Origin of the sequence: Streptomyces sp. SCPE 10, from assembly GCF_051980735.1 — a bacterium.
Classification (GTDB): Bacteria; Actinomycetota; Actinomycetes; order Streptomycetales; family Streptomycetaceae; genus Streptomyces; species Streptomyces misionensis.
In genome coordinates this window covers 6,251,018-6,264,313 of the sequence record NZ_CP197069.1, presented here as the reverse complement: position 1 = coordinate 6,264,313, position 13,296 = coordinate 6,251,018, and the positions used below count along the sequence as shown (strand labels likewise).

Here is a 13,296-nt window from a genome sequence, read left to right as displayed (position 1 = left end):
CGGTCACCCGCCACACGACCGTCACAGTTCGAACGCCGGTACGCCTCCGTTCCCCCGGGCCGTTAGCATGCGCGGCCATGAACGACGACGTGCGCAACATCGTCCTTGGGTTGGTGGCGACCGGCATCTCGGCGTCGCTGGGCTGGCTCGCCCGCACCTGCCTGTGGCGCCGCAAACTCCGGCGCAAGCGGGCCTTCTTCGGACTGCCGGAGAACGCGGAGGCGCTGCTCGTCGTGAACCGTGACCCGGCCGCCGCCGAACCCGCGGTCCACCGCTTCGACGTGTTCGCGCTGCTGGAGCTGTCCGCGCTCGTCAAGGAGTGCGGGGCGCACGCCGACGTGGTCACCCAGGACGAGGTCCGTCAGGGCTTCGGCGAGCGCGCCGAGTTCTGTGTCGGCGGCCCGGCGTCCAACCGCCGTACCGCCGCGCACATGTCGGCGCTGCTGCCGGGGCTGCGGATCACCGTCGAACCCGAACCGGTCGCCGAGCGGGGCACGTTCCACATCGGCGGCGAGCGCTACCGCAGGGAGCGGGGGGTCGCGGAGTACGTACTGCTCGCCCGGATCACCGCCGAGGACCAGGCCCGTCCGGTGTTCCTGTTCTGCGGACAGAGCGCGATCACCAACCAGGCCGCGACGCGCTATCTCGCCCGCCACCACGAGCGGTTGGCCCGCCGGTACGGCGACGGCACCTTCGTGCTGCTGCTGAAGGTGCTCAACTCGCAGGCGTACGGCCCGGACGTGGTGGAGCGGGTGGCGGATGTGACCCGGGCGGCCCGGACGCCGTCGCCGGACCCCGAGCCGGCCGGGGCGCAGTGACGCCCTGTCGGGGTGACGGTGTGACCGTCTTTCGGGGGTGGACCGGCCACGGGAGGCCGCGGGGCCGCCGGCCCGCCGTACGGCGAGCGCAACTCGTCCGGCGCGCAGCTGACCTTCTCCTCGCCCGCGCGAGCAGTGATCTCCGGCTGCCGCCGGACGAGCCTGGCCCGTGTGAACTGCCGCCCCTCTCACGGTGCGGGGACCATGGGGACCCCGCCCGGCGGCAGTGCCTTCCTCCCGGTGCGGTGCGGCGGGATTGCCTCACCACGGGGCGGAACGCACCATCGTAGTCGAGGCCTCGGGGACCGGAAGTCCCGGCATGGGAGAACGACCCTCGGGCCGTCCCCGGGGCCGCGTGGCGGATGGTCAGGGAATCCCCGGTAACGGGCGGGAATCCACGGGGCGCCGGGTGAACCGGCCGGTGCGCGTTGCCTCGTACGCCTTCTTCCAGTCGCCGTTCCTCGGTTCGATCAACGGATCGACGGCCATACGCAGCCCTACTCCACTCTCCGCTGTGTGGTGGTGGTCGCCGCAAACTATCCAGACCGCCGGGGCACCGGGGGACGACACGCACCTTTCCGGCATTAGCCGTATTTAAGCCCCTGTTGGGGCGGGCTCAGTTCTCGGCGATCTCGCCGTAGAGCTGGGAGAGTTCGGGCACCCCGGTCACGGCCCACTGCCGCCCGGCCTCCACCACCTCCACCTCGCGGCCGGAGGCGAGGCACAGGACGGGCTCGCCGTCGGCGCGGATCCGCCAGGCGGCGCCGGGCACGGTGCGGACCAGCACCGTGCCCAGGTACAGCCCCGCGTCGTTGCCCAGCCAGGGCAGCGTCTCGGCGTCGTCGCGCCAGCGCGGGACCATCTGGTCCAGGGCCTCCAGGGAGGCCGGGGTGTCGTCCAGGCGCACCCCCGCCCGGGCCGCCTGGGCGCGCAGCAGCTCGCACTCGGACAGCAGCGCGGCGACCGACTCGGGGTCGGCGGGGAGCGCCGCGGTGACGTGCTTCTTGTGCCGGGGGCCCAGGAACGGAAGGTTCATGGACCCAGCGTGGCATCAGAGGTCGAGGTCGACCACCACGGGCGCGTGATCGGACGCGCCCTTGCCCTTGCGCTCCTCGCGGTCCACGTAGGCGTCCTTGACGGCCTTGGCGAAGGGCGCGTTGCCGTACACCAGGTCGATGCGCATGCCGCGGTTCTTCGGGAAGCAGAGCTGGCGGTAGTCCCAGTAGGTGAAGGGCTGGTCGTACTTGAGCGGGCGCGGGACGACGTCGCTCAGGCCGGCCTCGCGCAGGGAGGCGAGGGCGGCGCGCTCGGCGGGGGTGACATGGGTGGCGCCCTCGAAGGCGGTGGTGTCGTACACGTCGTCGTCGGTCGGCGCCACGTTGTAGTCGCCGAGGACCGCGAAGGGGCGGCTGCCCTGCGCGTCGCCGAGCACGGCCGCGCGCAGGGCCTCGAACCACTGGAGCTTGTAGGCGTAGTGCGGGTGGCCGACCTCGCGGCCGTTGGGCACGTACACCGACCAGACGCGGACCGGGCCGCAGGTGGCGGAGACGGCGCGGGGCTCGGTCGCGCCGTCGTACCCGGGGTCGCCGGGCAGTCCCTTGACCACGTCCTCCAGGCCCACGCGGGAGAGCACCGCCACGCCGTTCCACCGGCCGGTGGCGTGCACCGCGCTCTCGTAGCCCAGCTCCCGCAACTGCTCGACGGGGAACTGTTCCTCGGCGACCTTGGCCTCCTGGAGGCAGAGCACGTCGGTGCCGCTGCTCTCCAGCCAGGCCAGCAGGCGCGGGAGGCGGGCGGTGATCGAGTTCACGTTCCAGGTGGCGATGCGCATGTCTCACAACCTACCCGGCGGCTACGACAACCCGGTGCCGCTCACAGCTCGGCCGACGCCCCGGGGCTGAGCCGCTGGTGGTCGGCGCCGCCCAGGGCGCCGATCTGGTGGTCGTAGATCGGCCGGGCCAGGTCGGTGAGGAGGGCGTCGTGGATGTCGTAGGCGCGCCGCGGGCGCACCTCGCGGACGTAGTCGATCACCTCGGCGATCTTGCTCCAGGGCGCCATCACCGGCAGCATCAGCGTCTCCACGGCCTGGTCCGGCACGGTGAGGGCGTCGCCGGGGTGGAAGACCTTGCCGCCGTCGATCAGATAGCCGACGTTGGTGATCCGCGGGATGTCCGGGTGGATCACGGCGTGCAGTTCGCCGTGCACCTGTACGTCGAAGCCGGCGGCGCTGAAAGCGTCGCCGTGCCCGACGGTGTGCACGCGCCCCGGGAACGCCGCCGCGATCCGCTCCGCGACCGACTTCAGCGTGTAGATCTCCGCCGCCGGGTTGTTCTCCATGGCGGCCCGCAGCCGGAACTCGTCGAAGTGGTCGGCGTGCTCGTGCGTGACGAGAATGACGTCCGCCCCGAGCGCCGCGTCCTGCTCGCTGAACCCGCCGGGGTCGATGACGAGCGTCCGCCCGTCCTTCTCGATCCGCACACACGCATGGGACTTCTTGGTGAGCTTCATGTCACCCCATCCTGCCGGACGGGGCGCGCGCTCGCGTGCGGGGAGGCGGTGCCCGGGGCGCCGGGCGGCTCACTCGGTGGGGGTCGTCTCCTCCTGGATGACCCGCTGGGCGACCCGGAACGCGCCGGCGGCGGCGGGCAGGCCGCAGTACAGGGAGGTCTGGAGGAGGACCTCGCGGATCTCGTCGGGCGTTAGGCCGTTGCGGAGGGCGGCGCGGGTGTGGGCGGCCAGGTCCTCCAGGTGGCCGCCGGCGGCCAGCGCGGTGAGCGCGATGCAGCTGCGGGTACGGCGGTCCAGGCCTGGCCGGTCCCAGACCTCGCCCCAGGCGTAGCGGGTGACGAACTCCTGGAAGTCCCCGGAGAACCGGTCGGCCGCGGCCAGCTCCTGGTCCACGTGCGCGTCCCCCAGCACCTCCCGCCGGATCTTCAGTCCGGTCTCGTACCGGTCGGGGCGGTCCTCGGACGGCGCCGTGGCGGCGGCCGGGGCGATCTCGGCGACCGGCGCGGGAACCTTGGGCGGCACGGCCTGCGCCGGCAGCGCGGCCGACGTCCCCGGCAGCGCGATCTGACCGGTGTCGAAGGGCTGCTGCCAGGCCGTGGTGAAGTGGTGGACCAGCAGATCCGTGACGGCGGCCGGCTGCTCGACGGGAACCAGGTGGGAGGCGCCGGGCACGACCGCGAGCCGGGCGTCCGGGATGCCCGCGACCAGCGTGCGGGCCTCGGCCGGGCCGGTGACCTGGTCCTCCGAACCGACCAGCACCATGGTCGGCACGCCCACCCGCCCCAGCTCGGCCCGCACGTCGAACGCGGCGAGGATCTCGCAGGCGGCGATGTAGCAGCCGGGGTCCGTGGTGCGCACCATCTGCACCGCCCACTCGGTGATCGCGGGCTGCGCCGCGGCGAACCCGCCGGTGAACCAGCGCTCGGGCGAGGTCCGCGCGATCGGGTCGAGCCCGTTGGTGCGGACGATCACCCCGCGCTGACGGAACTCGTCGGCCGTGCCGAACCGCGGCGAGGCCGCGACCAGCGCGAGCGACGCCAGCCGCTCCGGGTGGCGCAGGGCCAGCTCGATGCCGATGGCGCCGCCCAGCGCGCAGCCCGCGTATCCGAACCGCTGCACGCCGAGCGCGTCCAGGGTCGCCAGCAACCGCGCGGCCAGCTCGCCCGCCGAACCGGCCGGATGGGCGGGCGCCCCGCCGTGCCCGGGCAGGTCGAACCGGAAGACCCGCCACTGCTTGGCCAGTTCCGGAACCTGGCGGTCCCACATGTGCCATGTGGTACCGAGGGACGGTCCCAAGATCAGGACAGGGGCGTCTTCTGGCCCGTCAAAGCGGTATTGCAGCGTTTCGATCTTGGCTTCGCTCACGGGTTTACACCTTCGTCTGTCACGATCTGTCACACGCCCCCTGCGAGACCTCCCCATGCCTCCGCCGCTGGAAGCAGGTCCGCCACGTCCGGCTTCACGTACCACTTCTTCGTCGTCTTCACGTTCGTGTGCCCGGCCCACATGGCGAGCAGGTGATCCGGCACCCCGTTGTCGGCGAGGTACGTGAGGCAAGACGCCCGAGCATCGTACAGACGGACTCTGCGAAGGCCGTTTGCGTCCATGATCTTGTATGCTCGCACCCGCAACGGCCGCCCGTTCAGCGCGGCGCCAAGTTCCTTCGCGAGCACGTAGCCGGCGCCTTCCCCGCCATGCTCCTCGTGTCCTTCTCCACCTCCGTGCGGTTCCCCATCATGGTCCGCGTGTCAGCGATGCTGAGCGTGCCGGCGTTCGTCGACGCGGAGACTCTCGCAAACGCCCCGGACGAGCGCTGCTGAAGCGCTTCGGGCTGCTTGATCACGGCCTTGTGCAACACCCAGGGCGTTTCTGATCACGAAGATCCGTAGCAACTTGTGCGTGTCACCGCGAGCCTGTGGCCACCAGGGTCGCGGTGATGGGTTCGAGGTTGGTGATCAGTTCGTCGAGTTCGGCTGGGGACAGGGCGTCGTAGGGCGGGGTGGCGAGTTCGTCGGTGAGGGTTTCGATGCGTTGTTTGGTCGCGCGCCCCGCGTCGGTGAAGTGGCCGTCGATGTCGATGAGTCCGCGCTCGCGCATGCCGTCCATGACCGCGGCCAGGCGCTCTTTCGGCAGGTGATGGATGCGTCCGAACGACTCCGGGGGGTGGATTCCCTGCTCCAGAGCGGAGAGCACGTGGGCCTCCGTGCCGCCGATGCCCGCGCCGACGAGAGCGGCGATGTGCCCGTCGCCGCGGTGCTCGCGCAGCATGGTCGCGGAATGCCACAGTCGGGCGACGGGGTCGCTGGGTACCTCGAGGGTGCGCATGCCGGCGTACATCACCCGGCCTTCAGTGGGGGCGCTCGTCGCGGCCATGGTGGTCAGGTCCGCGGCGCGCACCAAGCCCGGGGACTCGGCCAGTTCGTCGCCGAGGATACGCCGTAGGGAGGCCGCGCTGCCCCGCTCCCGCGCGGCGACCGAGGCCTCGGGCGAGATCGTCTCCCAGACGCTCGGGATGTGCCGTGCGGCTTCCCCGTCGGCGAAGTTGTAGAAGGCTGCGTGCACGACGTGGGCCGGCACCCGCCCCAGTGGTGCGGCGCGGCTGGCGAAGTAGCCGTCCCAGTAGGTGCGGTGGCCGAGTGCCGCCAGTTCCTCGTTGCACTCGTCCGCGAGGAACGTGACCAGGCAGATCGGCTCCAGGAGCTCGGACATGCGACGGGCGATGTGAGCCGTCGGATGCAAGCGCGTCTTCCCCATCGGGTTTTCCCTTTGTTCGGTGTGCGGACTTGGACCGTCCGGCACACCGAAACTCATCGGCGACCGAAGGGAAGCGGTGCGCAGGGGTTGGCGTCTGCGTGGCTGTGTATGCGCCCAGTCAGCGTGTCGACCCCTCTCCTTCGCCGGCGCAGGTGCTCGCGGGTGAGCGGGACTTCGAAGACCCCACCAAGATCATGACAGCCATCTGCCCACGACGGCCTTTCCGACCGCTTCGGCGCTGCCTGGGTTCTGTCCGGTGATCAGTCGGCCGTCCTCGACGACATAGGAGTCGAAGGGCTTGTCCGCGGTGGTGTAGGACGCTCCGAGCTTCTGCAGCTCGTCCTGAAGGCTGTAGGGGACGGCGTCCGCGCGCTGGGCCAACTCCTCCTCGGGCCAGGAGAAGCCGGTGACGTTCTTGCCCTTGATCAGCGGTTCTCCGCTGCTCAGGGTCACGTCGAGCAGGCCGCAGGGACCGTGGCAGACTGCCGAGACGATCCGGTCGGTCTCGTAGAAGCGGGCGATGAGGGTTTCCAGTGCCTGGCTCTGGTGAAAGTCGAACATCACGCCGTGCCCGCCGGTGAGGTAGATCGCGTCGTAGTCCTCGACGTCGGCCTCGGCCACGGAGATGGTGTTCTCCAGTTTGTTCATGAACTCCCGGTCGGCGTAGCGCTTGGCGGTGCCCAGCTCGTCGAGGACCTCGTGGGCGAGGCTCTCCGGGTCGAGCGGGACGTACCCGCCCTCGATGCTGGCGACCGTGCATTCAAAACCGGCCTGCTCGGCGACGTCGTAGAAGTGGGTCAGCTCACCCAGCCACAGACCTGTTCGGTAGCCGACCTTCTCGTACTCGCCGACGCTGGTGACGATGATCAGGATGCGATTGGTCGGGGCGGCCATGAGGGGTCTCCTCTGTCATATTTTGTCGACGGACACAGTCCGGCCCCCGCGGTCGACGTCTTCCCTGACCTGGCGGGCCTGGCGGGCCTGGCGGGCCTGGCGGGCCTGGCGGGCCGGCAGCGACCGGAACTGCTTCTGCTCGGCAGGCCCCAAGGCTGCCGGCACCGATTCCCTCGGCCGAGTGTGATCTTGTTCTGCAGCGCACGGAGGGTCTCGATGCCCGGTTGGGTGGCCACGACCTTCCGCGCCCGCCGGTCGGCCGGATCCGGCTGCCACTCGGCCAGACCGGTCATGGTTCCAGCATGCTCCCATTCGCGTGTATCGCGACTGAGGTCCTCGGGGTTCTTCCACAGGGCGTGCCGGGAGTGCTTCGGTTTCCGGGGCCAGTTCGGGGTCGGCGGCTTGGCGGCGGGCGCGGTTCCATGCCGCGCGGCGCTCGGCGTCCAGCGCCTCGGTGGACCAGGCCACGACGTGGAACGGGTCCATCGCCCGCAGGGCGTTCGGGGCGCCGGTGGCGACGGTTTCGGCGATCCACTCCGCTTCGTCGGCCGAGACGTGGGTGAGCTTCGCGGCCCGCTCGGTGCCAAGAGCATCGAAGAAGGCTTGCAGCACCTGCTTGCCGTGGCCGTCCGCCATCCACACCACCCGCCGCGTGTCGTGGTCGACCACCACCGTCATGTACCGCTGCCCCTTGCGGTAGCTGATCTCATCGATCCCGATCCGGCGCAGGCCCACCGGCCGGTCCACCCCGGCGTCCCGGTCGGCCACGAACCGCTGGACGATCGCTCCGACCGTCCGCCACGAGATGCACATCGACTGCGCGACCGCCGACTTGGAACACTCGGCGGCCATCCAGGCAGCCTGCTGGTCGAAGACTGACCAGAGCGTCCGCCTCCGGGTCGGCCTCGACCTGCTCGACCACGGTCCGTCCGACCGTCAGCAGTCGCTTCCATCTGCTGTTCGCAGACACGCCGTCTTCCTGCTTGCGGATCTTGAGCCTCGAGAACTCGAAATCCTGGGCAGGGGACGGCGTGTCTCATACATCAGGGCTGGTCAGGCACCCGCACATGCGGCAGAAGAGCCCTTTTCGGGGCGTGCGAGTCAGTGCCGTCGCCTGGGATCTCAGCGCCGCTCACCAGGGCACGGGCGTTCCGTCCCAGGAGAAGAAGCCACCGGTGGGGCCGTCGTCTGGCAGCAGGGCCAGGCGGGCGGCTCCCTGGGCGGCCTCGGCCGGGTCGTCGCCGGCAGTGGCGGCCAGGGGGTTGAGGTCGGTGGCCCGCAGGCCGGGGGCGAGCGCGTTGACCTTGAAGCCGTCCTCGGCCAGCGTCTGGGCGTAAAGGACGGTGAGGGCGTTGAGGGCGGCCTTGGACGACCGGTAGGCGGCGGCGCCACCGCTTCCCGGGGTGAACTGGGGGTTGGGGTTCGTGCTCCAGGTCAGCGATGCGGTGCCGCTGGAGATGTTGACGATGCGCGGATGCGGGGACCGGCGCAGGGCGGGCAGGAAGGCGTTGGTCACCGCCACCACCCCGAAGACGTTGGTCTCGTATGTGCGCCGGAACTCCTCGACGCTCGTGTCGGCCGGCGGGGCGAGTGACGGTGAGATCCCGGCGTTGTTGACCAGCACGTCCAGACGGTCCACCTGGGTCGCGGCCCGTGCGATGCCGTCAGGATCTGTCACGTCGAGGACCAGCAGGCGGGCGCCTGCGCCGATCTCCTCGACGGCTCGCTGCCCGAGCCCGCGGTCGCGAGAGCCCACGTACACGGTGAGGCCCTCGGCGGCGAGGAGCCGGGCGATGTGCTTGCCGATGCCCTTGTTGGCACCGGTGACCAATGCTGTGCGATCGTTCATGGCAACTACCGTTCCCTGGCTGTGGGCGCCCTGCCAGGGACAACCTGTACCAGGCAGTGGGAGGGAGTGGCATGGCACGGCAGGAGCTGGCCCGCTTCCTGCGGGACCGCCGGGCGGGTCTGCGTCCACACGAGATCGGCCTGACGGCGACGGGCACCGATCGCCGGACACCGGGCCTGCGCCGCGAAGAGGTGGCCGAGCTCGCCCACATGTCGGTCGACTACTACACGCGGCTGGAGCAGGCCCGGGGCCCGCGGCCGTCCACTCGGATCCTGGACGCGTTGTCCCAGGCACTACGGCTCACGCCGGCCGAGCGCAGCCACCTGTTCCGCCTGGCGGGATCGAGCGCGCCGCCCGGTATCAGCGCCGTGCGGCGGGTACGCCCGCATGTGGCCCGGATGCTGGAGCGGTTGCCGGAGACCGGTGCCATCGTCACTGACGCGGCGTACGGCGTCGTCGCCTGGAACCCCCTGGCCCAGGCACTGCTCGGCGGCGATCTCGGAGGCCGGAGGGCGAACCTGGCCCGGCGCCGCTTCCTTGGCCAGGGGCGGATGTACGAGAGCTCCAGCGCTGAGGAGTTCGGGCACATTGTGGTGGCGCGGCTGCGACGGGCCGCCGACCGCTACCCGCATGACCCGCAGCTGACCGCTCTGCTGGCCGAACTGCACACCGGCAGCGAGGAGTTCCGACAGATATGGCAAACGCGTCCGGTCCACGCCCCCGGGCACCGCACCAAGATCCTCGATCACCCGGAGACCGGCACGCTGCGGTTGAACTGTGACGTCCTGCTCGTGCCCGAGGATGACCAGGAAGTCGTCCTGATCACGGCCGACCCCGGATCACCTGCCGCGCGGACCCTGCACAGGCTGGCCGGGCAGGCGACCTGAAACATAGGACTGGCACAGGTCTCGCCAGTGGTTACAGAGCGTCGCAACTACATGATCGCTGGGGCCTGTGCCCACGTACTTTCCACGCCGCCTATCTGCGCGGGCTCTTAGCCCTCCGGATGCCGGACGGCCCGCTTCAACGCCATCTCCACCCCCTACAAGTCAAGCCTGCGCTCGGCCTCGGTGACGTGTGCTTGCACGACGGCGGCCTGGCCGACAGTGAGGGCCCCGGCCTGACGTCCGGCCCTCGGCGCTGCTGTGGTCCGGATGCGTCGCCGAAGCCCACTGCCTCGCCAACGGGGTGCGGGGCAGCGCGGACGGCCGAGCGATCGACTGCGCACTGCCCGGACCGCGGAGTCATGCGGGTGGTCGCGGGTCCGCGGTCGCGTTCAGGCCGCCCAGGAGCATGTCGAGGCCGGTGATGAACTGGTCACGATCGGCATGGTCGCGCAGGTGCTGGGTGGTGCGTGTCAGGAACGGGTAGTCGGCCGGGTCGAGTTCTTCCCAGCGTTGAGCGGTCCGGGCGAGGAAGACGTCGCGGCCGACGGTCGTGTCGTGCGTGGTGCGCGGGGCGATGATCTGAGCGCTGACGCCGGTGATGTAGTAGGAGATCGCGGTGGAGACCGCGAAATGCCGGTCGGCCGGCAGTCCGGTACGTGCGACCAGGGTGCCGATGCGGTCGAGCAGGCGCAGCGCGTTCGCCAGCGTGGGCGGTGCGGAGACGTGGGCGGTTGGACGCCGACGTGGACCCAGGCCATGACCGACTTCCGCAGTGAGGACGCATGACCGTGCCCGCGAGCGTCGGCGGCAGCCACGTCCGGGTGGAGCTGTCCAATCTCTTCTGGGAAGACCCCGTTCGGATCGCACGAAGCGCCATCGGAGTCCGCGGACGGTTCGTCGAGGTCTCCATCGACGGGCAGTCATCGATCGAGCTCCCCGCCGGCACATCGCGGTGGACCGACCCGGTCGACCTGACCGTCAGCCACGGCGACGAGATCGTCATCGATCTGTATCTGCCCGAGTCCACGCCTTACACGACAGCGAACGGATTCACGTTCGACCGGTCCTTGCCGGGTGACTTCGTAGGATCACGCGCGTTCCCGCTCGGAGGATCGACGCCGGTGGAGACCGACGAATCGCGCGAATTCCCTGCCACCGACACCGGCACCGGGCCCGAGCCCGACGGGAACGGCTGGTCCCTGCCTCCGGGAGGTCCTTTCCTGCGTACCATCGAGGTGGCCGGAGCCGGAGCGAAGGCGGTGGTCGTATGCCTCGGGGCATCCAGCACGGCGATGGGGTGGCCGCAGTACACCGCGGCCCTGCTCCCCGCTGATGCCGGGATCGCCGTCGTCAATCGAGGAATCGCAGGAAACCGGATCCGACTCGACGCGCCCTCGGCGACTCCGTCATGGGGCCGGGCCGGTTTGTCCCGGTTCGATGAGGACGTGCTCGGAACCCATGGCGTGACGCACCTGGTGATCGCCTACAACAGCAACGACTGGAGCCTGCCCGGCAGAGTGACGCCGCTGGACGAGATGCCGACCCTCGCCCAGCTGATCGATGGTTACCGGGAGCTCATCGATCGGGCCCGGACGGCAGGACTCGCCGCGCTGCTCACCACCGTCACACCGCTCGCCCCGGACCTCGCGGACGACCCTGGCCGAGAAGGCTTCCGCCTTGCGGTCAACGAGTGGATCCGCACATCTGGGCATGAATTCGTTGACTTCGACGTAGCGATCCGCTCCGTAGCCCACCCTTCCCTCCTCGAAGACAGATACGCCGCCCCCGACCACACCCATCCCAATGTCAACGGGTCGAAGCGCCTCGCACAGGTGATGGCTGAAGCTCTGGCCCGGTTGCAGCTGTAACCTGCAGATCCTTCAGGGCGAGACCGGCAGGATCACCGACTGATGAACGAGTGCGGGCGGCTGGAGCGGTCCTGTCGCCAACGCCCCGGGACGGCACGCCTAGACGGCTTCCTCGCCGGAACCGAACTCGACCCCGACCTCGACCCACCACCGTCCCCCTGAAACGCTGATCTCAGGTAACCCCGTGTCCAACATCCGGGGTCAGGCCCCTCCGGACCGCTCGGGCTGTCAGGCGGGCTCATGCCGGTGTGCCTCCAGGGTTTTCGCCAGGAGGGTGTGGAGCTGCCGGCGCTCGTCGGCGTCCAGTCCTGCCAGCAGTTCGGCCTGGGCCTGGTCGGCGTGGGACTGGATCTCGTCGAGGTAGTGCAGGCCCGCCCGGTTCACAGTGACGACATTGCGGCGTCGATCCTCCGGGTCGGCGCGACGGTCGACATGGCCCCCGGACTGCAGCCGCTTCACGATGCCGCTGACGTCGTTGCGGTCCAGGCCGAGCCGCCTGCCGAGATCGGCCTGGCTGAGCGGGCCGTACTCCTCCAGGGCTGCCAGGACGGCGAAGTCGGCGCGTGCGGTCAGCGGCATGTACCGCGCCGTCATGCGTGCTCCGACCGTGGACACCTTGTTGGCCTGCCAGCTGGTGAGTGCCCGCAGCCGTGCCGGCGCCTGGAAGTCGTCCTCCGCCTCGCCCGTCCCTCCACTGCTGCTCATGTCCTCACTATAACCGTTGGGGTGGCCCACAAATCCATGCTACGTTGGCTTGGTCAACGTTGGCCCCCCCAACGCAAATAGCGGTCCGCTGTCGGCCCAGCCCTGCCGATCCGGCCTCACCGAGTCCGAAGCCCCCACGTCCAGGCCCATAGGCCCGGTCCACAAGCTCAGCCCTGCCAAGGAGGCAGTTCCATGTACGACCACACTTCGCTCCCCGACCTCTCCGAACGGCGGGTCCTGATCCCCGGCGGTACCGGAGGAGTGGGGGAGGGTGCGGTGCGCGCCTACCTCACCGCCGGCGCCCAAGTCGTAGTGCCCACACGCAGCCAGGAGCGCGCGGAGGAGTTCCGTGCCCTGCTCGGCAAGGCGGCGACCGAGCGTCTGCACCTGTTCGAGTTCGACTACACGACCTTCGCGGGCGCTGAGACGCTCGTCACGACCATGGTCGAACGCCTCGGCGGCGTGGACGACGTCGTCGCTCCGATCGGCGGCTGGTGGCACGGCAAGCAGTTGTGGGAGATCGACGAGGCGGACTGGAAGGCCGCCTTCGTGGACCTGGCGACCGCGCACATGGCCGTGCTGCGTGCCGCCCTGCCCCGGATGACGGACCAGGGCGCGTACTCGGTGGTCGTGGGCCAGTCCGCCCACTTCCCGATCCCCGGCAGCGGTCTGGTGAGCATGGAACAGGCCGCGCTCCTGATGATGCAGCAGGTGCTCGCCGCCGAACTGCAGGGCGCCAAGCGGGTGTTCCTGATCGAACTCGGCCCCGTGGCCACCCGCTTCACCGAGACCCCCGACCCCGCCCAGGTGACGTCCGCGCAGATCGGCGCGGTCGCCGTCGCGGCCTCCGCCTCGGCCCAGCCCGGCCGCCGGGTGCAGCTGCACGACTCGGCCCAGGCCGAGGCCGCCCTCGTCTCCTTCGGAACTCTCGGAGCCGCCCTGTGAAAGCCATCGGTCCGACCTACGAGGTCCTGGTCTCCAAGACCATCCTGCTCGCCCTTCCGGATCCCACG

The 13,296-nt window shown here is 70.2% G+C and carries 14 protein-coding genes and 1 pseudogene; 4 read left to right on the top strand and 11 right to left on the bottom strand.

The window, feature by feature from the left end:
- The first annotated feature begins 77 nt into the window (after positions 1–77).
- Positions 78–818 carry a hypothetical protein gene (locus ACSP97_RS28745; protein WP_355322627.1) on the top strand — a complete coding sequence of 247 codons (741 nt, stop codon included), beginning with the start codon at positions 78–80 and terminating at the stop codon, positions 816–818.
- A 616-nt stretch (positions 819–1,434) separates the two neighbouring features.
- Here ACSP97_RS28745 and ACSP97_RS28740 read toward each other — a convergent pair.
- The 9 genes and pseudogenes from ACSP97_RS28740 to ACSP97_RS28700 all read right to left on the bottom strand — a co-directional run bounded on the left by ACSP97_RS28740 (position 1,435) and on the right by ACSP97_RS28700 (position 8,823).
- Positions 1,435–1,854, bottom strand: a complete 420-nt coding sequence (locus ACSP97_RS28740; protein WP_355531557.1) for a DUF6278 family protein — start codon at positions 1,852–1,854, stop codon at positions 1,435–1,437.
- Between the two features lie 15 nt (positions 1,855–1,869).
- Positions 1,870–2,649 carry an exodeoxyribonuclease III gene (locus ACSP97_RS28735; RefSeq protein ID WP_355152129.1) on the bottom strand — a complete coding sequence of 260 codons (780 nt, stop codon included), beginning with the start codon at positions 2,647–2,649 and terminating at the stop codon, positions 1,870–1,872.
- Positions 2,650–2,690: 41 nt separating this feature from the next.
- Complete coding sequence (locus tag ACSP97_RS28730) at positions 2,691–3,326, bottom strand: MBL fold metallo-hydrolase (protein WP_422127262.1); 636 nt, start codon at positions 3,324–3,326, stop codon at positions 2,691–2,693.
- A 69-nt stretch (positions 3,327–3,395) separates the two neighbouring features.
- Positions 3,396–4,691: a bifunctional 3-oxoadipate enol-lactonase/4-carboxymuconolactone decarboxylase PcaDC gene (gene pcaDC / locus ACSP97_RS28725; protein WP_355531559.1), complete on the bottom strand. Its 1,296-nt coding sequence runs from the start codon at positions 4,689–4,691 to the stop codon at positions 3,396–3,398.
- Positions 4,692–4,720: 29 nt separating this feature from the next.
- Positions 4,721–4,999, bottom strand: a complete 279-nt coding sequence (locus ACSP97_RS28720; protein ID WP_355531561.1) for a tyrosine-type recombinase/integrase — start codon at positions 4,997–4,999, stop codon at positions 4,721–4,723.
- 229 nt (positions 5,000–5,228) lie between these two features.
- Complete coding sequence (locus ACSP97_RS28715; RefSeq protein WP_355531563.1) at positions 5,229–6,035, bottom strand: SCO6745 family protein; 807 nt, start codon at positions 6,033–6,035, stop codon at positions 5,229–5,231.
- A 237-nt stretch (positions 6,036–6,272) separates the two neighbouring features.
- Positions 6,273–6,974, bottom strand: a complete 702-nt coding sequence (locus tag ACSP97_RS28710) for a type 1 glutamine amidotransferase domain-containing protein (protein ID WP_358674887.1) — start codon at positions 6,972–6,974, stop codon at positions 6,273–6,275.
- A 326-nt stretch (positions 6,975–7,300) separates the two neighbouring features.
- Positions 7,301–7,847 (bottom strand): annotated as a pseudogene (locus ACSP97_RS28705) (ISL3 family transposase); the annotation flags it as partial.
- Positions 7,848–8,106: 259 nt separating this feature from the next.
- On the bottom strand, positions 8,107–8,823 hold the full coding sequence (locus ACSP97_RS28700) for an SDR family oxidoreductase (RefSeq protein ID WP_355531567.1): 717 nt from the start codon (positions 8,821–8,823) through the stop codon (positions 8,107–8,109).
- Between the two features lie 71 nt (positions 8,824–8,894).
- Between ACSP97_RS28700 and ACSP97_RS28695 the strand changes: the two genes are divergently transcribed.
- Positions 8,895–9,710 (top strand): helix-turn-helix transcriptional regulator, encoded by an 816-nt coding sequence (locus ACSP97_RS28695; protein WP_355531569.1) that lies wholly within the window; start codon positions 8,895–8,897, stop codon positions 9,708–9,710.
- Positions 9,711–10,067: 357 nt separating this feature from the next.
- Here the strand turns inward: ACSP97_RS28695 and ACSP97_RS28690 are convergent, their stop codons facing one another.
- The gene (locus tag ACSP97_RS28690; protein WP_440554949.1) at positions 10,068–10,577 is read right to left on the bottom strand and encodes a TetR/AcrR family transcriptional regulator C-terminal domain-containing protein; all 510 of its coding nucleotides are present in this window, start codon (positions 10,575–10,577) and stop codon (positions 10,068–10,070) included.
- Between ACSP97_RS28690 and ACSP97_RS28685 the strand changes: the two genes are divergently transcribed.
- The gene (locus tag ACSP97_RS28685) at positions 10,532–11,578 is read left to right on the top strand and encodes a GDSL-type esterase/lipase family protein (protein ID WP_440554947.1); all 1,047 of its coding nucleotides are present in this window, start codon (positions 10,532–10,534) and stop codon (positions 11,576–11,578) included. The two genes, ACSP97_RS28690 and ACSP97_RS28685, sit on opposite strands and share 46 nt — an antisense overlap.
- Positions 11,579–11,806: 228 nt before the next feature.
- Here ACSP97_RS28685 and ACSP97_RS28680 read toward each other — a convergent pair whose 3' ends face one another.
- Positions 11,807–12,283 (bottom strand): MarR family winged helix-turn-helix transcriptional regulator, encoded by a 477-nt coding sequence (locus ACSP97_RS28680; protein ID WP_355531577.1) that lies wholly within the window; start codon positions 12,281–12,283, stop codon positions 11,807–11,809.
- A gap of 192 nt (positions 12,284–12,475) precedes the next feature.
- Between ACSP97_RS28680 and ACSP97_RS28675 the strand changes: the two genes are divergently transcribed.
- Positions 12,476–13,228, top strand: coding sequence for an SDR family oxidoreductase (locus tag ACSP97_RS28675; RefSeq protein ID WP_440554945.1), 753 nt, complete (start codon positions 12,476–12,478; stop codon positions 13,226–13,228).
- Positions 13,229–13,296: the final 68 nt, after the last annotated feature.